Origin of the sequence: Thalassolituus oleivorans MIL-1, assembly GCF_000355675.1 — a bacterium.
GTDB lineage: Bacteria > Pseudomonadota > Gammaproteobacteria > Pseudomonadales > Oceanobacteraceae > Thalassolituus > Thalassolituus oleivorans.
Map to the genome: position 1 here is coordinate 162,748 of NC_020888.1, position 20,442 is coordinate 183,189.

The 20,442-nt window shown below is 48.6% G+C and carries 21 protein-coding genes; 12 read left to right on the plus strand and 9 right to left on the minus strand.

Translation table 11 applies throughout. From position 1 onward, the window contains the following. Positions 1-129 precede the first annotated feature (129 nt). On the plus strand, positions 130-453 hold the full coding sequence (locus TOL_RS00745) for a DUF3392 domain-containing protein (RefSeq protein ID WP_015485347.1): 324 nt from the start codon (positions 130-132) through the stop codon (positions 451-453). 600 nt (positions 454-1,053) lie between these two features. Here TOL_RS00745 and trmH read toward each other — a convergent pair. Continuing rightward, positions 1,054-1,791, minus strand: a complete 738-nt coding sequence (trmH, locus tag TOL_RS00750; protein ID WP_015485348.1) for a tRNA (guanosine(18)-2'-O)-methyltransferase TrmH — start codon at positions 1,789-1,791, stop codon at positions 1,054-1,056. Between the two features lie 95 nt (positions 1,792-1,886). Here trmH and cysZ point away from each other — a divergent pair, with 95 nt between their 5' ends. Together cysZ and TOL_RS00760 are read left to right on the plus strand one after the other, a co-directional pair. Beyond that, a complete protein-coding gene (gene cysZ / locus TOL_RS00755) occupies positions 1,887-2,693 on the plus strand; it encodes a sulfate transporter CysZ (protein WP_015485349.1) in 807 nt (268 codons plus the stop codon). After that, entirely contained in the window at positions 2,665-3,591 is a 927-nt protein-coding gene (locus TOL_RS00760) for a response regulator (protein WP_015485350.1), read from the plus strand. Before cysZ ends, TOL_RS00760 begins: the two co-directional genes overlap by 29 nt. On the opposite strand, the gene phoR is transcribed toward TOL_RS00760, so the two are convergent. The 3 genes from phoR to ubiA all read right to left on the minus strand — a co-directional run bounded on the left by phoR (position 3,588) and on the right by ubiA (position 6,705). Then, the gene (phoR, locus tag TOL_RS00765; protein ID WP_015485351.1) at positions 3,588-4,919 is read right to left on the minus strand and encodes a phosphate regulon sensor histidine kinase PhoR; all 1,332 of its coding nucleotides are present in this window, start codon (positions 4,917-4,919) and stop codon (positions 3,588-3,590) included. The two genes, TOL_RS00760 and phoR, sit on opposite strands and share 4 nt — an antisense overlap. A 4-nt stretch (positions 4,920-4,923) precedes the next feature. Next, positions 4,924-5,622, minus strand: a complete 699-nt coding sequence (phoB, locus tag TOL_RS00770; RefSeq protein WP_025264500.1) for a phosphate regulon transcriptional regulator PhoB — start codon at positions 5,620-5,622, stop codon at positions 4,924-4,926. Positions 5,623-5,781: 159 nt separating this feature from the next. Continuing rightward, a complete protein-coding gene (gene ubiA / locus TOL_RS00775) occupies positions 5,782-6,705 on the minus strand; it encodes a 4-hydroxybenzoate octaprenyltransferase (protein ID WP_015485353.1) in 924 nt (307 codons plus the stop codon). A gap of 250 nt (positions 6,706-6,955) precedes the next feature. On the opposite strand from ubiA, the gene TOL_RS00780 reads away from it, so the two are divergent. The 7 genes from TOL_RS00780 to TOL_RS00810 all read left to right on the plus strand — a co-directional run bounded on the left by TOL_RS00780 (position 6,956) and on the right by TOL_RS00810 (position 11,747). After that, positions 6,956-7,120, plus strand: a complete 165-nt coding sequence (locus tag TOL_RS00780) for a rubredoxin (protein ID WP_015485355.1) — start codon at positions 6,956-6,958, stop codon at positions 7,118-7,120. A gap of 93 nt (positions 7,121-7,213) precedes the next feature. Further along, entirely contained in the window at positions 7,214-8,371 is a 1,158-nt protein-coding gene (locus TOL_RS00785; RefSeq protein WP_015485356.1) for an FAD-dependent oxidoreductase, read from the plus strand. Between the two features lie 58 nt (positions 8,372-8,429). Beyond that, positions 8,430-8,702 (plus strand): HU family DNA-binding protein, encoded by a 273-nt coding sequence (locus tag TOL_RS00790; protein WP_015485357.1) that lies wholly within the window; start codon positions 8,430-8,432, stop codon positions 8,700-8,702. 20 nt (positions 8,703-8,722) lie between these two features. Continuing rightward, complete coding sequence (locus tag TOL_RS00795) at positions 8,723-9,250, plus strand: DUF1415 domain-containing protein (protein ID WP_225666561.1); 528 nt, start codon at positions 8,723-8,725, stop codon at positions 9,248-9,250. 21 nt (positions 9,251-9,271) lie between these two features. Further along, entirely contained in the window at positions 9,272-9,640 is a 369-nt protein-coding gene (locus tag TOL_RS00800) for an SCP2 sterol-binding domain-containing protein (protein WP_015485359.1), read from the plus strand. Between the two features lie 29 nt (positions 9,641-9,669). Continuing rightward, positions 9,670-10,941, plus strand: a complete 1,272-nt coding sequence (locus tag TOL_RS00805) for a dicarboxylate/amino acid:cation symporter (RefSeq protein WP_015485360.1) — start codon at positions 9,670-9,672, stop codon at positions 10,939-10,941. Positions 10,942-10,955: 14 nt separating this feature from the next. Beyond that, the gene (locus TOL_RS00810; RefSeq protein ID WP_015485361.1) at positions 10,956-11,747 is read left to right on the plus strand and encodes a hypothetical protein; all 792 of its coding nucleotides are present in this window, start codon (positions 10,956-10,958) and stop codon (positions 11,745-11,747) included. 59 nt (positions 11,748-11,806) lie between these two features. Here TOL_RS00810 and TOL_RS00815 read toward each other — a convergent pair whose 3' ends face one another. From TOL_RS00815 to TOL_RS00825, 3 genes are all read right to left on the minus strand, one after another. After that, entirely contained in the window at positions 11,807-13,210 is a 1,404-nt protein-coding gene (locus TOL_RS00815) for an aminoacyl-tRNA deacylase and HDOD domain-containing protein (RefSeq protein WP_015485362.1), read from the minus strand. A gap of 78 nt (positions 13,211-13,288) precedes the next feature. Further along, positions 13,289-15,367: an ATP-dependent DNA helicase RecG gene (gene recG, locus TOL_RS00820; protein ID WP_015485363.1), complete on the minus strand. Its 2,079-nt coding sequence runs from the start codon at positions 15,365-15,367 to the stop codon at positions 13,289-13,291. Between the two features lie 23 nt (positions 15,368-15,390). Beyond that, positions 15,391-16,290: a hydrogen peroxide-inducible genes activator gene (locus TOL_RS00825; RefSeq protein ID WP_015485364.1), complete on the minus strand. Its 900-nt coding sequence runs from the start codon at positions 16,288-16,290 to the stop codon at positions 15,391-15,393. Between the two features lie 145 nt (positions 16,291-16,435). On the opposite strand from TOL_RS00825, the gene TOL_RS00830 reads away from it, so the two are divergent. After that, positions 16,436-17,287 (plus strand): NAD-dependent epimerase/dehydratase family protein, encoded by an 852-nt coding sequence (locus TOL_RS00830; protein WP_015485365.1) that lies wholly within the window; start codon positions 16,436-16,438, stop codon positions 17,285-17,287. A 191-nt stretch (positions 17,288-17,478) separates the two neighbouring features. Then, positions 17,479-17,859, plus strand: coding sequence for a hypothetical protein (locus tag TOL_RS00835; protein WP_015485366.1), 381 nt, complete (start codon positions 17,479-17,481; stop codon positions 17,857-17,859). A 68-nt stretch (positions 17,860-17,927) separates the two neighbouring features. Here TOL_RS00835 and TOL_RS00840 read toward each other — a convergent pair whose 3' ends face one another. Together TOL_RS00840 and spoT are read right to left on the minus strand one after the other, a co-directional pair. Further along, positions 17,928-18,311, minus strand: a complete 384-nt coding sequence (locus tag TOL_RS00840; protein WP_015485367.1) for a RidA family protein — start codon at positions 18,309-18,311, stop codon at positions 17,928-17,930. 9 nt (positions 18,312-18,320) lie between these two features. Next, positions 18,321-20,435 (minus strand): bifunctional GTP diphosphokinase/guanosine-3',5'-bis pyrophosphate 3'-pyrophosphohydrolase, encoded by a 2,115-nt coding sequence (gene spoT, locus TOL_RS00845; RefSeq protein ID WP_015485368.1) that lies wholly within the window; start codon positions 20,433-20,435, stop codon positions 18,321-18,323. Positions 20,436-20,442 lie beyond the last annotated feature (7 nt).

The following is a 20,442-nucleotide window of genomic DNA, read 5'->3' on the forward strand; positions in this document are numbered from 1 at the left end:
TGTTCTAACTATGGCACAGTGATTACACAAAACCACCAGAGTGCGTAACAGTAGGGTTGTCTTTTGTAACCCTGCTGGAACCTTTGCAATGTCTTGACTAAGCTCCTGACGAAGCATTAAGGAGCCTATATGTCGTTGCTCGTATCGTTAGCTAACTTGATTCGTCCCCACACCGCAGATATCGCCCTAGCAATGGTTGCGACCTTGTTAGTGATTTTTGGTGATCACATTAATGATGCCGTACGCCGTTTAGTTAAAGGCCAGCCAATCTGGGCTAGGGTTGGGGTTTTTATTGCACTCTGCACGTTTGGCTATGGCGCTTTGTCGGTTTGGCTCACGCCTATTTTGAAAAGCTATTTACAGACGCTATCCGCAGGTGAGTATTTAGCGATTGTCGTCGGAGGGTTTTTATTGGTTGGAATTCTGGCTGAGCGACATCAGAAAGGACGTTAACTTAGTCATTAGTTATTTTGAGTGGCCCAGAACGAAATAGGGCAGTTAGGACATCCTGTCCTAACTGCCGCAGCACCCTAGCCTTCCTAGCTAACTCCTGTCCCTGTCGCCATCCTAGCGAAGAAATCGTCCTTAACTGTGATCCGTCACTGCTATCCTTATCTGCCATCCTAGCAGTATCTTCCCTGTCTTCCTTGTTGTCGTCCTGACTGCCATCCCGGCAAAGCGATCATCCTAATTCACTATCCTGTTAGACATCCGTGTCCAAGTTCCTAGCGTCTCCTGACAACCAACTCCTGTCGGTGATTGCGTCCTGCGGAAGTAAAGATAGCAAAAGAGCGTCGACTGCATAGGGCGTATTTCCCAAGTCTGGATATGGTTGCAACTACATGTTTTTTAAAAAACCTTTAAAATCAATGGTATAAAACTTTTCCTAGACCAGTAAGGGCGATAAATTGGCTGATCTAGTAACAATTTCTTACTTCTTTGTGAGATATCTCGCACAAGTCTGTCGGTTTAAGTCGCACATCCTGATCCCTGCGTTTTCACAATTCGTTACGAAACTTTTCATTTGCCAATTAATTGTCCGAACTTTCACTTTTAGCTTCTATTTTTTGCCGCTGCGATGGCATTGCTACGGCGTAATTTTTTCGCTCGGTGCGACGCGTTGACTTGTTCAGAAAATCCTTGGGGATCCAACAACTCGCCGTCTTCCCGTAGCTTGGGATACGGCAGGTCATGCTTTCTACACAGGTGTAATATGCTCGGCTGTGACCATTCAAATAATAGCGTTTGATACACGTCATCAGGTAAGCGACGTTGATCATACATTCCAGCTTTTTGCCGCTGATTTTGTGCTTCATTCAGAATAATCGCCGCCGCAACCGAGACATTGAACGAGCGCACCATACCTTGCATCGGAATGACAATGTGTTCATCAGCCATCTCTGATGCAATATCACTCACGCCTTCTTGCTCTGTACCCATGAGCAAGGCGGTTGGCTGAGTGAAATCGTATTCGCGATAGTCTATTGCTCTATCCGTAAGGTGAGCAGCCACGACTTTCATGCCCCGATCTTTTAAGCTGTTGATTCCGGCGGCAATCGAATCGTGGGTATTTACTTTAATCCAGTCCGATGACCCTGCGGTTGATGAGGATTTCAAGCGGTAGGCATCTGTTGGCCAGACGCAGTGAATTTCTGGGATACCGACGGCATCACAGGTACGAGCGATCGCAGATAAGTTGTGCGGCTTGTACACTTCGTCGGTGATAACGGTTAGATCCGGTTGGCGCTTATTGAGTGTTGTTTGTATGCGTTCTAAGCGTTCGGGCGTCATAACGTGGTGCTCTCCAGTTTATGGTCATGACCTCATGTTGGCCATAAAGGGATCAGCATTGTATAAAAGCATTTTTTGATATGCACGGAGGAATAATGCGAGGCAACCCCTTATTAGGCTGGGCGTATTTATGGCGCGGCTTTGAAATGATGCGAGCGCCGGGTCTACGGCGCTACGTGGCGTTCCCTTTGTTGCTAAATGCCATCGTCATGGGATTTGCCAGCGTGTGGGGAGTGCGTTTCGTGGACGAGCAAATAGGCGCTCTGACGGAATGGCTTCCTAGCTGGTTAAGTTTTTTGTACTGGGTGCTCATGCCCTTAGCCGTTATCTTTCTTGTCTTAGCGATTGCTTACTCTTTTAGTGCGGTGCTGACCATCATTGCTGGTCCTTTAAACGGACTGCTTAGTGAGCAGGTTGAGAAACGCATGGGGGGCAGCATCCCCGATGAGTCTATCGTGAGTATGATCATACGGACGCTGGGGCGAGAACTGACCAAGGTTGTTTACTATCTGCCTCGTTATTTACTCATCTTCGTGATGGGATTTATTCCCGTATTGCAACTTGGCGCCCCGTTTCTATGGTTTTGGTTCGGTGCTTGGATGATGGCCTTGCAATACGCGGACTATTCGTTTGATAACCATGCGCGGCCGTTTAAAGAAGTCCGCGAAGTGATGGCGACTGACACTTTAACCGTTATTGGCTTTGGTGCTTTGGTGTCATTACTGTTGACGATTCCAGTAGTGAATTGGTTTGTTATGCCGGCGGCAGTGATTGGCGCAACCTTGATGCGAATTGAGCGCCTACCATTCCAATCAGGCAAGAATGATAATGTTGACTATGCTAAAACAGATACTGTTATGCATAGGCTGAGTGATGGCTCAACTAAACATTCTGATCGTTGATGATGCGGCCTTCATCCGTGACTTAGTGAAAAAAGCGGTGCGGGATACGTATCCTGCTGCCGGTATTCATGAGGCGATTGACGGACGCAAAGCGATTAGCATTATGAACGGCGCCAATATCAACTTGGTGCTCTGTGATTGGGAAATGCCGGAAGTTTCGGGCATTGAAGTGCTCCAATGGATGCGTGCTGATGAGCGTTATAAAAGTGTGCCTTTTATGATGATCACCAGCCGTGGTGAGCGCGATCACGTCATTAAGGCTGTTCAGGCTGGGGTGTCCGAATATATCGGCAAGCCGTTCACGCGCGATAACTTCGTGGCGAAACTATCCAAGTTAGTATTCAAACACCATAAAATTCGTCCTGGCGGTGCTAAGCCGCAATCATCGACCAATGATTCCGCGAGTTTGTTAACTGGCGGTAGTGCGCCGGTGACTAAGCCCGCAGCGGACCTCGGCGGTGCTTCTGTGCTGATGGGGGGAGCGGCGGCAGCACCTAAAGCACAAGGGGGGAATGATGCCGCATCGTTATTGATGGGAGGTGCAGCACCCGCAGCTCAAGAAGCGCCAGCCAAGCCCGCAGTAAAAGCTCGGGGCGTTGCCAGTGTTCGTTTCGGGTCGGGGGGGCAGGCGAAACTCGTTATCAAAGACATTAACTTGCAAGAATTAATTGGTGTCTTTCGCCGAGACGGGAGTCTACCTGCATTACTTGAGCCTGCAGTACTCGATATAGTGGATCAAGAATCCGGCGATGTTGCGCGAATCAATGGTTACGTGCGCATGATGCAAGCGCAAGAACCGCATCCCGATGCAGAAACGATTCAGATGATTATTCGCTATGTGGATGACGATGAAGAAAAGTTAGCTACCCTATCGCGTTTTATAGCTCGAGTTCGTTAAAGCGCCGAGGTCGCGGCGCTGGCATTGCATTCGCTTGTTGCTAAACGGCAACGATGTAATGGGATGCGCGCGCAAAATGTACTGCCTTTTCCAACCTGACTCTTGATTACTAAGTCACCATCGTGGCGCAGTAATACATGTTTTACGATGGCTAGCCCTAGACCAGTCCCCCCTGTTGCTTGGTTACGACTTGGATCTGCACGATAAAAACGTTCGGTCAATCGTGGGATATGGTGGTCGGCGATGCCCATACCGTCATCAATGACGGCTAAACAGACAAAGCCGTCTTGCTCATACCAGCGAACATCAACATGGCCATTGTCTGGCGTATATTTTACCGCATTCACAACGAGGTTAGAGAAGGCACTGCGTAATTCATCGTGATAGCCGAGCGGGCTGTACTCAGTTTCAATCGATAGTGTTATCTGGTGTCCGCGCTCGCTACTAACCGCTTTCGCGTCATTGATAATACTGCTCAATAATCCCGGTATAGCGACTAGTTTTGGCGGTTCGTGTTGTGCCGTTTCAAGACGCGATAGGGTTAATAAGTCGCGAATTAGGTGCTCCATGCGTTGGCTTTGCTGCGACATCTGCGACAGCATTCTGCCCCAACGCGGTGGCAGCATGTCAGCTTGCATATCCATTGTTTCAATGTAGCCGCTGAGTACCGTGAGCGGTGTGCGCAGTTCATGGCTAACGTTAGCAACGAAGTCTTTGCGCATTTGTTCTAGATTCACGAGGCGGGTGACGTCGTGAACAACAATTAACCGATCATTACGACCAAACAAGGTGATATTGAATTCGAGATGCATACCGCGCCGAGCGGGTGATGGAATGGTCAGTGGCTCTTCGTAATCAATGTCGGTGAAGTAGCGGTGAAATTCTGGGTTACGAATCAAATTGGTAATGGGTTGATTGACGTCTACAGGGGCTTTGAGTCCTAAAAATCGCTCTGCGGTTTGATTCCACCATTCCAAATTTCCATGGCGATCCACCATAAGGACGGCGTCTTGCAAGGCAGCGGTTGAGTCTTGAATTCGATTGATAATGCTCTTTAGACGCTGCTGGTGGGTTAAGCTACGTTTTTGTAAGCGTCGGGTTTCATAGAATATACGCCCCCATAAGCCAATGCTTTCAGGTAGAGATTGCATATCAGGTTGTTGAAACCAACGCACAATACGCAGTGACTGCCACATATTCCAAGCAAGAAATACAAACAGTGTAATGGCAAGAGCATAGCCTAGCTGATGCAGCCAGTAGCCAATACCGCCCGCAGCAAAAAGGCACAGGAAAATCAGGCGCAGTTCCCTGCGCCATGCAAGCGTCATAGCATTAAGACGCCTTGGTGGAGAAACGATAACCCGTGCCACGCACGGTTTGGATCAGGTGTTCGTGCGCTTCGCCCAGTGCTTTGCGTAGGCGACGAATGTGAACATCAACGGTGCGTTCTTCCACATATACGTTGCCGCCCCACACCTGATCAAGCAGTTGCGCGCGTGAATAAGCACGTTCCTGGTGGGTCATAAAAAATTGCAGTAGGCGATACTCAGTCGGACCCACTTCAATGGGTTTACTGAACGACATAACGCGATGGCAAACTGGATCGAGGATCAGTCCGCTTACTTCAATTGCTTCTTCAACCCCTTGCGGTGTTGCACGACGCAGTACTGCTTTTAGACGAGCAACCAGTTCACGCGGAGAGAAGGGCTTGGTGATGTAGTCATCCGCACCAGTTTCTAATCCCTGAACCTTATTGTCTTCTTCACTTTTTGCAGTGAGCATAATGATTGGTAGATCCGCCGTATTTTCATCGCGTTTCAACCGACGTGCAAATTCAACCCCACTGGTGCCGGGCAGCATCCAGTCGAGCAAAATCATATCAGGACGGTGATCAACCACCATCGAGTGCGCATCCTGTACATTGGATGCTTCTAGGCATTGATAGCCCGCCATTTCCAGAGCCACCGCGATCATCTCGCGAATGGGTGCTTCATCATCGACGATTAGAACCGTCTTGCCTGCTGTTGTCATAGTCATGGTCACGCCAGATTCTTATGAGTTGTTGCAGGCTTATTACACTCAGTCAATGTTACAGGGATGTGACAGTGATCAAACGATTCTTAATTAATAAGGTTTGGTGGTCAAAAACGGTAAAAAACAATACAAAAAGTTGACTTGTTAAAGCATAAATCAGCTTTCGAGGGCGTAATGTCCCACTAAGCCTAACCAAATAATGAGACCAAACCAGTGGCTGCGGCGGAATTCTGTAAAGCAATCTTCACGTGAGCGACTGCGTACATTCCATAACTGCCAAGCCAAAAATAGCGCACCCAGTGCAAGCGCTAGATAAAAAGCCCAGCTAAGGGCTAGTTGACCGGCGGCTAGCCATAAGCACATGAGGTTTAGCACTTGCAGCAGTCCGATCATAAAGAGATCAAGCTCGCCAAATAAGATGGCGGTGGATTTCACTCCAATTTTTATATCGCAATCGCGGTCGACCATGGCATAGAGAGTATCGTAAGCCACTGTCCAGACTAAATTGGCGACATACAGCAGCCAGACCACCGGCGGTAAAGCATCGGCCTGGGCGGCAAATGCCATCGGAATCGCCCAAGAAAATGCTGCGCCTAAGAACACCTGTGGGAGATGCGTATGGCGTTTCATGAAGGGATAAATGGCTGCTAATGCCGCCCCCGCAAATGATAAATAAATCGTTAATGTATTGGTGAATAGCACGAGCCCAAAAGCTAAAGCGCAAAGTACTACAAAACCGATAACGGCATGTTTCGTTGATAGCATCCCGGTGGCAAGAGGCCTGTCTTTGGTGCGCTCTACATGGCCATCCACTTTACGGTCGGCAATATCATTGATCACACAACCCGCTGAACGCATGAGGAAGACGCCGATAACGAAGATGATGATGTTACTGATGTCGGCTACACCTTCTGCCGCGACCCACAGAGCCCAGAGCGTGGGCCATAACAACAGATAAGAGCCTATTGGTTTGTCGAGGCGAGTGATGGCGATCCAAACGCGCCAAGATGGCCATGCGTGGTCGAGTTTTTGGGTGATGGCGGTTTTATTAATCAAGATAATTCCTAAAAAACGCAGCATTAAGGCCAATTACTAGGATACGCGTCATCGGCTGTGCTGGGGTAAATAAGTGTCACTTAAGGTTCGCCATTCTAGCGATAACTGGGTGTTATTACAGTCGTGTGATGATTGAATAGAGGTCTTTAAATGCCAATTGACCGAACGAAAGGGCCTGTCTCATTGTTCTGTGCCCTGAAAAGACCGTTGATTTTATTGTCCGTCATGAGTAGTTTTACCGCCTTTATTGATAGTTACCTTATAGGTCCCCTGTATGAAAAAGTGGCAATGTGTTGTTTGTGGCTGGATTTACGACGAAGTTGAAGGCGCTCCAGAAGAAGGAATCGCACCAGGCACGCGCTGGGAAGACGTTCCTGCTGATTTTATCTGCCCAGATTGTGGTGTAGGTAAAGAAGATTTTGAGATGGTTGAAATCTAAGAATGATCGATGAGTGGTTGCGTTCTGCGGCCACTTTCTCCGCGTTTTAGCCGCACTTTAACGCCTCCCTGAGAAACAAAATCGGAAGAAATTATGAGCAATAGCACAGCCCCATTCGTAGTAATTGGCACCGGATTGGCGGGATATAACCTCGTCAAAGAGCTGCGTAAGTTGGCACCTGAGCAAGAGATCATCATGATCACTGCGGATGACGGGCGTAATTACTCAAAGCCGATGCTTTCTACCGGTTTTGGCAAAAATAAAAGCGCAGACGAGTTAGCGATGGGCAGTGCTGCCGATATGGCTGCACAACTGAATATCGTGATTCGTACTCACACCAGTGTGACTAAAATCGACACCGCCAATCATAAGGTATTTGTTGGTGAAGAACCGATCAGCTACAGCAAATTGGTATTGGCGTGGGGAGCTGAAGCCATTCGTCCTCGCATGGAAGGCGACGGTGCTGATCGTGTTTTCTCTATCAATGATTTGGAAGATTATGCCAGCTTCCGTGCGATTGTTGATGGTAAGAAGCGTGTCTTGGTTATGGGCGCAGGCTTGATTGGCTGCGAATTTGCCAATGATATGGTTAACGGTGGTTTTGAGGTCGAAGTGGTTGCACCATGTGAGCACATCTTGCCAACGTTACTGCCTACGGAAGCCGCTCACGCTGTGCAGGAAGGTCTGGAAGGTCTGGGTGTTAAATTCCATTTAGGCCCGCTGGTTACTCGTATTAATCGCGATGGCGACGGTGTCGTTGCTCAGTTAAGCAATGGTACTAACGTTGCCGCTGATGCGGTTGTTTCTGCTATTGGCTTGCGTCCGCGTTTAGATTTAGCCGTTAAAGCGGGTATTCAAGTAAACCACGGTATTGTTGCCGACCGTTTACTGCAAACCAGTGAACCTGATGTTTACACCCTTGGTGACTGTGCTGAAGTTGAAGGTCGTGTATTGCTTTATGTACTACCATTGATGGCGAGTGCTCGTGCGTTGGCGAAGACCTTAACGGGGACGCCGACGGAAGTAAGCTACGGTGTGATGCCGGTAACCGTAAAAACTCCAGTAGTCCCTGTGGTGGTCTCTCCGGCAGCGCCAGACAGCGCAGGTCGTTGGATTATTGAGCGAGAAGGTGCCGATGTTCAGGCTGAATTCCGCAACGAAGCGGGAGATTTACTGGGTTACGCTTTGACCGGAGCCAAGGTAATGAATAAAGTAGCACTCAACAAAGAACTTCCGGCAATCATGCCGTAAGCTTCGACTGTTTCGTAGTCCTGCGGGATGAATAAAAAATAGATTAAGGAAAAGCATTATGCGTAAACCAGAACTGGCAGCTGCCATCGCTGAAAAAGCGGATCTAACTAAAGAAAAAGCGGCTGAAGTACTGAATGCTGTGACCGATCAAATTGCTAAAGCATTAGGCGAAGGCGATTCTGTTACCTTGATTGGTTTTGGTACATTTGAAGTTCGTAACCGTGCAGAGCGTCAGGGTAAAAACCCTCAGACTGGTGCTCCTATCACGATTGCGGCTGCTAAAGTGCCTGCGTTCAAGCCTGGTAAAGGTTTGAAGGAGATCGTGCAATAAGCACGAATACTCCCCAAGGGCTGACCCGTGAGTGGGTCAGTCGCTTGGTGATTGGCGAGGGGCTATGCCCCTTTGCCCGTCCCGTTTTCGATTCCCTTCTAATTGAAGTTTGCGATTCCTCCGATGCTGGTGACGTTACCAGTGCTTTTATGGATTTACTGCAACGAGTTGCGGAAGCTGATCCTGCAGAGCTGCCGACAGCTCTTTTTGTTATGCCGAATGTTTTTGCTGATTTCGATGAATATTGGAATTGGACGGCTATCTGCGACAATTTGCTAGCCCAAATGCGGTATGAGGGCCTTATTCAATTGGCGACGTTTCACCCTCAATATTTGTTTGAAGGTGAAGATGAAAATGACGCTAGCCACTACAGCAACCGCTCACCGTACCCGATGCTACACTTGATTCGCGAGGCAGATATTGAAGCCGCCCTGCTACAAGTTAGCCATCCAGAACGTATTCCCGAACGTAATCGTCAACATTTGCGCCGTATTGGTGTAGAAGGACTGTTACAAATCGTGCCAGTTCTGGCAAAATCACGCCCTTAATTCTCCTGAGGATCGTTTGTCATGATCAAGTTTCGCCTGTTACTCTGGGCACTGGCGCTGTTAATGAAGAAGGCTGCTAAGAAAAATCCAGACTTCCGCCAGCAGTTAGAGGGTAAGGATTTTGCGTTTCAGCTACAAACTGCCGATGGTGCTTTGGTGCGTCAGTACCGTGTACTCAACAATACAGTGCGTAGTAAAAGCAAAGCCCATAAATCGCCAGCATTCACCATCGCCTTTCGTGATGCTGAAGTTGGATTGAAAGTGTTAACGTCGAAAAACCCGAATGCGTTTATGAAAGCCATTCAGGATAAAGATGTGGTTATTAGTGGCGATCTATCGCTTGTTATGTGGTTCCAAGGTATTAGTAAATACCTGAAGCCGAGTAAGTAAATTCATTCTACCCCCTAGGAGATCGCGCGATGACACTCACAAAGCAGATTCTGCTGGCGATGGTCGCGGCGATACTCCTTGGTGGGCTAGCCCAGCAATTGCTGGCGATGCCCAACCTCTATGAGCCTCTGCGCTACGTTCTAGATGATGTTTTATTAGGCGGTGTTTTTGCACTCGCGGGTAAGATCTTCGTTGCTAGTTTAAAGTTATTGGTTGTCCCTTTGGTTTTTGTATCGCTCGTCTGTGGTGTTTGCCATTTGCGAGATCAGAGCACGCTTGGCTGGCTGAGCCTTAAAACTATTCTCCTGTATCTGGCGACGACGGCAATTGCAATTACCATTGCTCTGACGATGGCGACGCTAGTTGGCCCGGGTAAGGGCATCGACTTGGTTACCGAGACAACCTTCTCGCCGCCTGCCGCCATGCCTCTGCTGGATGTATTAGTGAATATATTCCCAACCAATCCGTTTAAGGCGATGGTTGATGGCAACATGTTGCAAGTCATTGTTTTTGCATTACTTATTGGTTTGGCGATTGGTCGTAGCGGGGTTGCAGGCGAGCGCATAGGTCACCAGTTTAACGACTGGAATGAAATTTTAATGACCTTGATTTCACTACTGATGAAGTTCGCACCATACGGCGTATTCAGTTTGCTGTTTGTATTGTTTGCCAAACAAGGTTTGGGCGCTATTAGCGATCTCGCAGTCTATATGCTGACCGTGATTGCTGTGTTGCTGATTCATGGTTTGATCGTTTATCCGCTTATTTTACGCGTCTTTACTGGGCTTTCTCCCTTTGTCTTTCTCGCCAAAATGAGTCACGTGCAATTGTTCGCCTTCAGTACCGCGTCGAGTAATGCGACCTTGCCTGTGACGATGAAAACCGTTGAGGAAGGCTTAGGTGTGCAAAAAAGAGTAGCATCGTTTGCTTTACCGATGGGGGCCACCATTAATATGGACGGTACGGCCATTATGCAGGGCGTTGCGACCGTCTTTATTTCTCAAGCTTTTGGTTTAGAGCTCACCATCGGCAATTTCGTCATGGTTATTGTCACGGCGACATTAGCTTCTATTGGTACTGCGGGTGTGCCTGGGGTTGGCTTGGTAACTCTCGCCCTTGTTTTGCAGCAAGTTGGCCTGCCGGTCGAAGGCATTGCTTTGATTATCGGCGTCGATCGCTTGTTAGATATGATTCGCACTGCGGTTAATGTCACGGGTGATGCGATGGTGTCCGTTGTGGTGGCACGCAGTGAGGGTGCTCTCGATGAGGCCTGCTATTATGACCAACAGGCTTCTTCATAATTTAAGGTAGGGTTATGCCAGTAGTACATAGTCGGGCGGTCGGCGTGTTGAGTGGGTTGCTGATGTCCGTCGGTGTTTTCGCCATCGAGCCAGTGCAATCTGCTGCGCCAACGTTTTATCCGGCAAATTCATCATCGTCACTCGTGGTTAACGAGGGGATCGAGACGCCTGTAGAGACGATTGATCTTGCAGGTGATGCGATTCGCCTGTCAGGATTGAATGGCCTTGCCGAGCAAGTACGTAACGTCGCGCAACAAGTGTTGAATCTTCGTGCCGTTCCAATTGGTCGTCAATACGATGTGGCTGGTAGTCTTGCTCAGCGTTGGGCTCCGTTAAATGTACAGCGCGTATTGCGAAGTGAGTTCGACTCTCTGAATGATGTTCAACAGCAAGATATTCTTACAGCCCTAGAAGCTCCATCTGTTGAGCGTGCACGTACTCTTGAGTTAGAAGCGATTGCCTCGCAAAGCAGTGCCGAGTTTCGTGATTATATGTCGCGTTTACGCACTCAGGCGCCCGCCGCATCCCGGCTAGCGTTAATCGAACAGCTTGATAATGTGCAGCACTTTTCATCCATGATGGTACTTGCTCGTAATGCGGCTTATCCCGTATTGCAGGAACATTTAAAAGATTGGCAGCCGACAGCAGGTTGGGCTGTAAAGACGCAAACGCAAACGCGTGAGTTTTTATTCTACGTGCATCGTCATACTAGCAACGAGCAATTGCGAGAATTAATTACTCAGTGGCAGACGCCGGCGTTGCAACAATGGCTGCAGCAGTTGGAACCTAAGCTCAGTGCTTTGTGATATACAGCCATAAAAAAAGCGGATGATTTATCCGCTTTTTTGTATTGCCGAATACTCAATTAAGATGCCGCATTGAGCATACTGACTAGTTCGTTAAGATCGTCTAAACGTTCCAGCACCGACTGAGTGACCTCATCGACGGCTTCTTCGCTTAGATTAATATCATCGAGCATAGCGATTGGCGGTTGTTCGAATGGACCATCACCAAAACCATGACGACGAAGGCTTCGAATTGCTACATAGAGTATGTTGGCGTACATGGCATGTTCGCCATCGTATTTAGGATTATGGTGTTGGCGAATAGCGGTTACTAGTTCTTCTGGCATTTGCCATTGCTGCATTAAACAAGCGGCACATTGTTCGCGGGTCATTCCAAGCAAGTACCGTTCAACGTAAAAACGGTTGATATGCGGATTCGCTTCGATATGGCGGTTAACCAATGAAAACTGCGGCGGGAATACTTGTCCCAAAATTAAGAAGCCGAAGTTATGCAATAAGCCGCATAAATAAGCTAGACCTTGACTTGGGCGGTGCTTAGCAGGCATTCGTTTAACCAGCTCACCACACAAAGTAGCGGTAACGATGGCTTGCTGCCAAAAGGGTGCATAGCCATGCGGACCTTCTTTTGGTACTGCCAGTGTGCGCCCTAGCGCTAGTCCGAGTGCTAGGTTGATGACTAGATCAAATCCGAGTACGCGAATAACGGCTTCTTCAACCGTTTTTACTTCGCCGCGCACACCGTAGTATGGAGAACGAGCCCAGCTAATCACTTGCGCTGACATTCCTGGATCTAATTCAACTGTGTGTGATAACGACTTGGTATCGGCATTAGGATCGACTCTGAGCTCAATAATCCGCCGTGCGGTTTCTGGTAGTGGCGGTAAATCGAGAGTTTCTTCCAAGCGCTGGCGAATGCGCTTGGGAGTAAATTGGCGAATCGCCGAATTCACATCATCAAGGTCTTGTTCGGCATTGTTTTCTAGCACTTCTGGCTGTAACGGTGCGGTGTAGCAACCGATATGGGAACTGGTGGTTAGTGCCTTGAATTGGTCCATGGGTAATTTCAGCCATTCATGACTGGCACCCGAAACAATGAACAGCTCATCTTGGTTCAACAAGGCTTCGTCGACCATGCTTTCTAATGAGGTTACTTGCGGTAGCGCGGGCATTTCATCAAGACCGTACTGTTCTTTGATGCGATCCAGCTCTTTTTGCGTGAGGGCAATAAATTGGCGGCCAAACGCTAACGACAGTTGGCTCAGATCGAGCATACGATTGCCAGGAATAACGACTTGAATCTTGCCCAAATCATCTTTCAAGAACACAACGTTAGCGACCTTGGATGAATATGACGCTGGAGGGTTGCTTTGCATAATTTCGAACAGTTCCTGGTCGTCGGTATGGCTGTAGGAGATGCTCCAGTCGTCCAGCACTTTAAGCACCGCAGCAGGTATGGCTGACATAGCAGGAGTCCTTGCAGTTAAGTTAAATCGTGAATCTAACTATAGTCGAGGATTCTGCTGTCGGTAGGAAATTACCAATCAAACGGAAGCGAAACGTTCAGCATCACCGAGCCAGCGTTGAATCAAGGGTTCAACAGCGTGGGGGAGCTGGTACCAAAGCTGCTCCGCCATAGTTTGCACCTGTGGCAGTAGTTCGGCATCGCGCATGAGGTCGGCAACGCGTAGCATCTGTAGGCCAGTTTGGCGAGTACCGAGCATCTCGCCTGGGCCGCGAATTTGTAAGTCTTGTTCGGCAATGTAAAAGCCATCTTGGCTATCACGTAAGACCTGAATACGTTGTTTGCTGGTGAAGGATAACGGGTTTTTATACAGTAATACGCAATGGCTTCGGGCGCTGCCACGACCCACTCGCCCGCGCAATTGATGCAGTTGCGCCAAGCCCAGACGTTCAGGATTTTCGATAATCATAAGACTGGCGTTAGGTACGTCTACGCCGACCTCAATGACAGTCGTCGCCACCAGTAGATCTAACTCATGCGCCTTAAAGCTGGCCATCACATCGGCTTTTTCTTTTGGTTTCATGCGCCCATGTACCAGTCCGATGCGCAGATGGGGTAAAACTTCACGTAGTTCTGCGGCGGTATTTTCTGCCGCTTGGCATTGCAGGGTTTCGCTCTCTTCGATCAGGGTACAGACCCAATACGCTTGGGCACCTTCGGCGCAAGCACTATTGACCCGCTCAATCACTTCAGGCCGACGTTGATCGGATATCGCGACAGTCGTGATTGGGCTACGGCCGGGCGGTAACTCGTCGATAATAGATGTGTCCAGATCCGCGTATGCGCTCATGGCCAGCGTTCGAGGAATAGGCGTGGCGGTCATAATGAGCTGATGCGGTGCGATATTTAAATGGGCGCCTTTTTCGCGCAGAGCTAAGCGCTGATGGACACCAAAGCGATGCTGCTCATCGATAATGACTAAGCCAAGGCGGGAGAAGTGCACATCGTCTTGAAATAAGGCATGAGTGCCGATCACCAGCTGCGCGCTGCCATCGGCAATGGCTTCTTGGGCTTGGATGCGTGCCTTGCCTTTTATCTTGCCGGCCAACCAACCGACTTGAACACCCAAAGGTTCAAACCAGCCGGTTAGGTTTTGCAGATGTTGCTCTGCCAGAATTTCGGTCGGTGCCATGAGGGCAACTTGATAGCCTGCTTCGAGCAAGTCGCACGCAGCTAATGCGGCCACTAAGGTCTTGCCAGAGCCAACATCACCTTGCACTAAGCGCAGCATAGGGTAAGGATTTTCTAAATCGGCGGTGATCTCAGCGGTCACTCGTTGTTGTGCATTGGTTGGCTTGAAGGGTAAAGCAGCCAGCAGTTTATTACGCAATGCATGCTTACTAATGACCGCGGGTGCTTGATCCGCTTGTACCTGAGCACGCAATTTATGCAGCGATAACTGGTGCGCCAGTAGCTCTTCTAAAATCAGGCGTTTTTGTGCCGGATGTTGCCCGAGCATGAGGCGATTTAAATCTGTGCCGCTGGGGGGCTGATGTAAAAACAACAAGGCTTGGCTTAGTGTGGGCAAGCGCCATTGCTGTAACCAGTCGGCGGGTAATAGATCGGGTAAATCGACCGCTTGCTGCGCGAGTAGCTCAGTGGCTTGTTCGTGCAGTAATCGCAGTCGTTGTTGGCTAATGCCATCGGTTGCTGGGTAGACGGGCGTTAGTTTGGCTTCCAGTTCGGGGGGATCGTCGTCGCGCACCACCGAGTATTCAGGGTGATAAATCTCTAAGCCACTGGCTCCGCGTCGCGGTTCACCATAGCAACGCAATGTTGTACCGACCGACATTTGATTCTTTTGTGCAGCGTTAAAATGATAGAAACGTAAGCTCACAGTGCCACTGTGGTCTTGTAGCTTTACTAACAGACTGCGACGTTTACCAAACAAAATGTTGGCACCACGAACTTCGCCCTGAAATACCGCAGGTGACATGGGCTGTAAAGCGCCTATCGGTGTTATTCGACTGCGATCTTCGTAGCGAAAAGGTAAATGAAAAAACAAATCGGCCAGCGTATGAATGTGCAGCTTATGCAACTGTTCAGCGAGTTTAGGGCCAACGCCCTTGAGCTCGGTGAGCTTGCTTAACTTAGACATAAATAGGCTTGGCCATTGGTCACTTAATGCTTAATACGGCACTGGGCCGCGGTGCTAAGCAACAGATCGATCGCTTGTCCACGAGGGAAGCTGCCGCGCCACGCTAAGGCGACGGTACGAAATGGCGCAGGGCTTTCGAACGGGCGTGTGGTAACGAGATTAAGATCTAAATTGCTGATTGCCGATTCAGGCAGAACGGTAATGCCTAAGCCAGATGCCACCATGTATTTGAGCGTTTCAAGCGAGCTGCCTTCAAGCACGCTGCCAAGGCGTGAATGGTGCTTACGATTAAGCGCAGGGCAGTGTTCGAATACTTGATCGCGGAAGCAGTGCCCTTCGCCAAGCATGAGCAAATCTTCATCAGTGAGCTGCTCTGCCTTGATGGTCTTTTGTTTGGTCCATGCGTGCGTCTTCGGCAGCACTACGACAAAGTTTTCGTCGTATAGCGGACGCGTTAATACATCGGTTTCGGTAAAGGGTAGTGCGACTATGATGGCATCAAGTTCACCATCGCGTAATTGCCGACGTAGCACGCCTGTGTAGTTTTCTTCTAAGTACAAGGGCATAGTGGGCGCTTGTTGGTGAATTTGCGGCACAAGGTGTGGAAACAAGTACGGGCCAATGGTAAAAATGGCTCCTATCTTGAGAGGTGTTGTGAGTTGGTCTTTGCCGGAGCTCGCGATTTCTTTAATTGCGCGAGATTCTTCCAAAACGCGTTGCGCTTGGGCAATAATGCGCTCGCCGAGTGGCGTAACTGTAACCGAGCTTTTACTGCGTTCGAAAATGGCAATATCAAGCTCGCGCTCTAGTTTTTTAATGGCCACACTCAAGGTCGGTTGGCTTACGTGGCATTTTTCTGCCGCGCGTCCAAAATGATGTTCCTGCGCGAGAGTGATAATGTACTTAAGCTCGGTCAGGGTCATGATTGTTACCTTGAATGATTACAAGAAAGTTGATTTATTTTACCTATCTTTGGGCTAGGTTAAAGGCCGTTGACTAGAATAAAAAATTATCATTGGACGCACCTTGTTCTGTGGGGCGCCAATTGCCAAAGCGTGGAGGAGTAGCATGGCTCGAATTCTAATAGTGGGAACTGGCGACATCGGTGGTCATCTGGCTGAAAGCTTAGTGCAGCAAGGGCATGACGTTTGGGGGATTCGCCGTTCAAACAAACCTGTGGCTGAGGGCGTGACGGTTATCAGTGCCGATGTTGCCGATGCCGAAACCCTAATTGATTTGCCGACGGAACTGGATATCGTCGTGTATAGCGTCGCATCACCGGTGTTTTCAAAAGAGGGATATCACAATTACTATGTGAAGGGCCTGAAAAACATCTTAAAGGCAGTGAAAGACCAATCGCCTAAGCGTGTCATCTTTGTGTCTAGTTCTAGTGTTTATCATCAAATGGATGGTGAATGGGTCGACGAAACATCAGAAACTAAGCCAAGCAGCTTTGCTGGTAAAGAGATGTTAGCCGCAGAAGAAGCCCTAAACGCTGCAAACGTTCCGAGTACTTCAGTACGTTTTACCGGCATCTATGGCCCAGGTCGTACGCGCATGATCGAACAAGCTCGCCACGGTGGTTATTGCGATCCAGAGCCTGCTGTATGGACCAATCGTATTCACCGCGATGATTGTATCGGCGTACTGAATCTATTGATTAATAAAAGCCTTGCCGGTGAAACACTAGATAACCTGTATTTAGCAACCGATGATGAACCCGCGCCATTATTTGATGTACTTGAGTGGATGAAGGATCGCATTGGTGAAGTTGATCCAGATAATGACGTCGGCGAAGTCTCGCGCCGAGCCAATCGTCGTTGTTCTAATAAACGCTTACGGGCGTTAGGTTACGAATTTAAATTCGTAAATTACCGTGATGGCTACGATGTAATGCTGAATGATATGGGCTTAGTTTAAGGTCATTCAAACGCTAAAAAACACCGGCCACAGCGCCGGTGTTTTTTATTGGAAGCTCAATAGCAATTGTTTAAAAGCGTCGGGGTCATTTTTTACAGTTGGCCTGGCCTCAAATTGAGGTGATAACAAATTGCCGATATTGCAAAAATATAATACCGTCAGGGCTTACTTAAGCAGCAAGGCTAGAAATCATGCGTTACGGATGGATGCTATTAATCGTTGGTTGTTTGAGCGCATGTACGTCGGTGCCGGTGAATCAATCTGTGCGTTACCCGACGGTTCGTATCGACAATGCTCTCGGTGAATCTGTGAGTGTGTTTATTAGTGATACGATGCGCACGATTGATTATGCCCAAGGTAATTTAATCCCAGCGGGTGACTCTTTAGGTTTTCGCTACGTCCCAAGTAGCTCGGAGCAACCAAAGGCTTTAGACGCATCAATTGCTGCAATGAAAATCATGCTAAGAAATGGCTGTAGTCGTTACCTGAATCGCTATGATTTATTGCGGGAGTTTACCTTCGACGGCATCTGGGCGATGACGATTAATAGTGACACGATGAATTGTAATTAATGATTTTTGTACAATAAAAAAGGCCTCATTGAGGCCTTTTTTGTTGATCGTGATCGACTTAGTTGGGTTTATACCAACTCAAGCACACCATCCATTTCAACGCCAGCGTCACGCGGCAACTGCGCTACACCCACCGCTGCACGGGCTGGATATGGTTGTTGAAAGTATTCTGCCATCACTTTATTTACCGTAGCAAAATTGCTGAGGTCGGTTAAAAAGATATTCAGTTTCGCGATTTGTTGCAGCGAGCCACCGGCAGCTTCACATACGGCGCTTAGATTTTTAAAGACCTGATGAATACGCGCTTCAATATCGCCTTCAACCATTTCCATGGTGCTTGGTACTAATGGAATCTGGCCTGACAAATAAACGGTTGTGCCAACTTTTACCGCTTGAGAGTATGTGCCGATAGCGGCTGGAGCGTTTTCGGTGGCGATGATCTCGCGAGTCATGAGAAATCCTTATTGTTTGATTCTGACGATTTTGTTCACGCCGCGAATAGTACGCAAGCGACGAATAGTGCGGGCTAAATGCTTACGGCCCTGAATACTGATTTTGAGATTGGTAACACTTAAACGAGCGTCTTTTTCTTCAACGCTGATTTTTTCGATATTGGCATCCGCTTGGTTAATCGCACTGGCGACTTCAACAATAATGCCGCGGCGATTCTCCATGTATACCTTAAGGTCTACGGTAAATTCGCTGCTGATATCTTTATCCCAGCTCAAAATAACGCATTTTTCTGGGTTATTACGTAGCTCTTCGACGTTACGACAATTTTCGGTATGAATCACTAAGCCGCGGCCAGAGCTGACGTGACCAACAATCGGGTCGCCAGGAATTGGGCTACAACACTTGGCAAAACTTACGACTAAACCTTCCGTACCTTTAATGGCTAACGGTGATGTTTCGATGGCGTGAAGGTCAATATCGGTATCACGGTTAGCAACTAATAAACGGCGCGCTAGCAGCGGAGCCATGCGGTTACCGGAACCAATATCTTCGAGTAAGTCTTCTAATGAATCTAAGCTGGTTTCTTTCAGTACTTGGGCGATGTGCACTTGATCGATGTCTTCCATCGTTTTACCTAGTGCTGCTATGGCCTTACCGAGTAGGCGTTCACCTAAAGCGACTGATTCAGAGCGGCGCTGGCTCTTCAAGTAGTTACGAATATTCGAACGCGCTTTACCGGTGACTACAAAATTGAGCCATGCGGGATTTGGCTGGGCACTGGCTGCAGTAACAATTTGCACTGTCTGACCATTTTGTAGGCGCGCACTCAAGGGGGCAAGCTGGCGGTCAATACGACAAGCGATACAGTGATTACCTACGTCGGTATGCACAGCATAAGCAAAGTCGATGGCCGTAGAGCCGGATGGCAGTTCTAAAATTTTGCCTTTTGGCGTGAACACGTAAATTTCGTCTGGGAATAGATCGACTTTTACGTGCTCAACAAATTCGATTGGGCTGCCCGCGTTCTTTTGCAACTCAAGTAGATTTTGCACCCACTGTCGTGCGCGCTGAGTGCCACTGGCTTGATCGCTTTCTGATTTATACAACCAATGCGCGGCAATACCGTGGTTCGCCATCGCTTCCATTTCTTCGGTGCGAATTTGAATTTCAATGGGCACGCCACCAATACCAATTAGGGTCGTATGCAGCGATTGATAACCGTTGGTTTTTGGGATGGCGATATAGTCTTTAAAACGACCTGGGATCGGCTTGTACAGACTGTGCATTGCCCCAAGCGTGCGGTAGCAGTCGTCGATAGAATCGGTGACGATGCGGAAACCGTACACATCCATAATATCGGCTAGCGATTTGCGCTGATCGCGCATCTTGCTGTAAATACTGTACAGGTGCTTCTCGCGACCAAACACACGTACTGAAATATTGCTTTCGTTTAAGCGAGTGCGCACGGCTCCAGCGATATTATCGACGACTCCAGAACGATGGCCGCGAGCGGCTTTAACCGCCTTACGAATCAATTCTGAGCGCATCGGATACATGGCTTCGAAACACAACTCTTCCATCTCAACCCGAATGCTATTTAAACCTAAGCGGTTGGCAATTGGGGAGTAGATATCGAGTGTTTCGCGGGCAATACGACGGCGTTTTTCAGGCTTGAGCGACCCTAATGTGCGCAAGTTATGCAGGCGATCGGCCAACTTAACCAAGATCACACGAATGTCTTTGGCCATGGCCATGGCCATCTTCTGGAAGTTCTCTGCTTGCTGCTCTTCTTTGCTCTCAAAATGGATATGTGTGAGCTTAGAAACACCATCGACAAGGTCAGTGACGACTTCGCCAAACTGCGTAGACAGGGCAGACTTAGGAATTCCAGTATCTTCGATCACGTCGTGCAGCATAGCGGCCATCAAACTTTGATGATCTAAGTGCATGTCGGTGAGGATATTAGCAACGGCTAATGGATGGATAATGTAGGGCTCGCCGCTACGGCGACGTTGCCCTTCATGTGCCTGTTCGGCGTAATAATAGGCGCGACATACCTGCTTGATCTGGCTGTTGCTCAGATATTGGGTAAGTCGCTCCGATAACGCATCAATGGTTGGCACTTAGCTC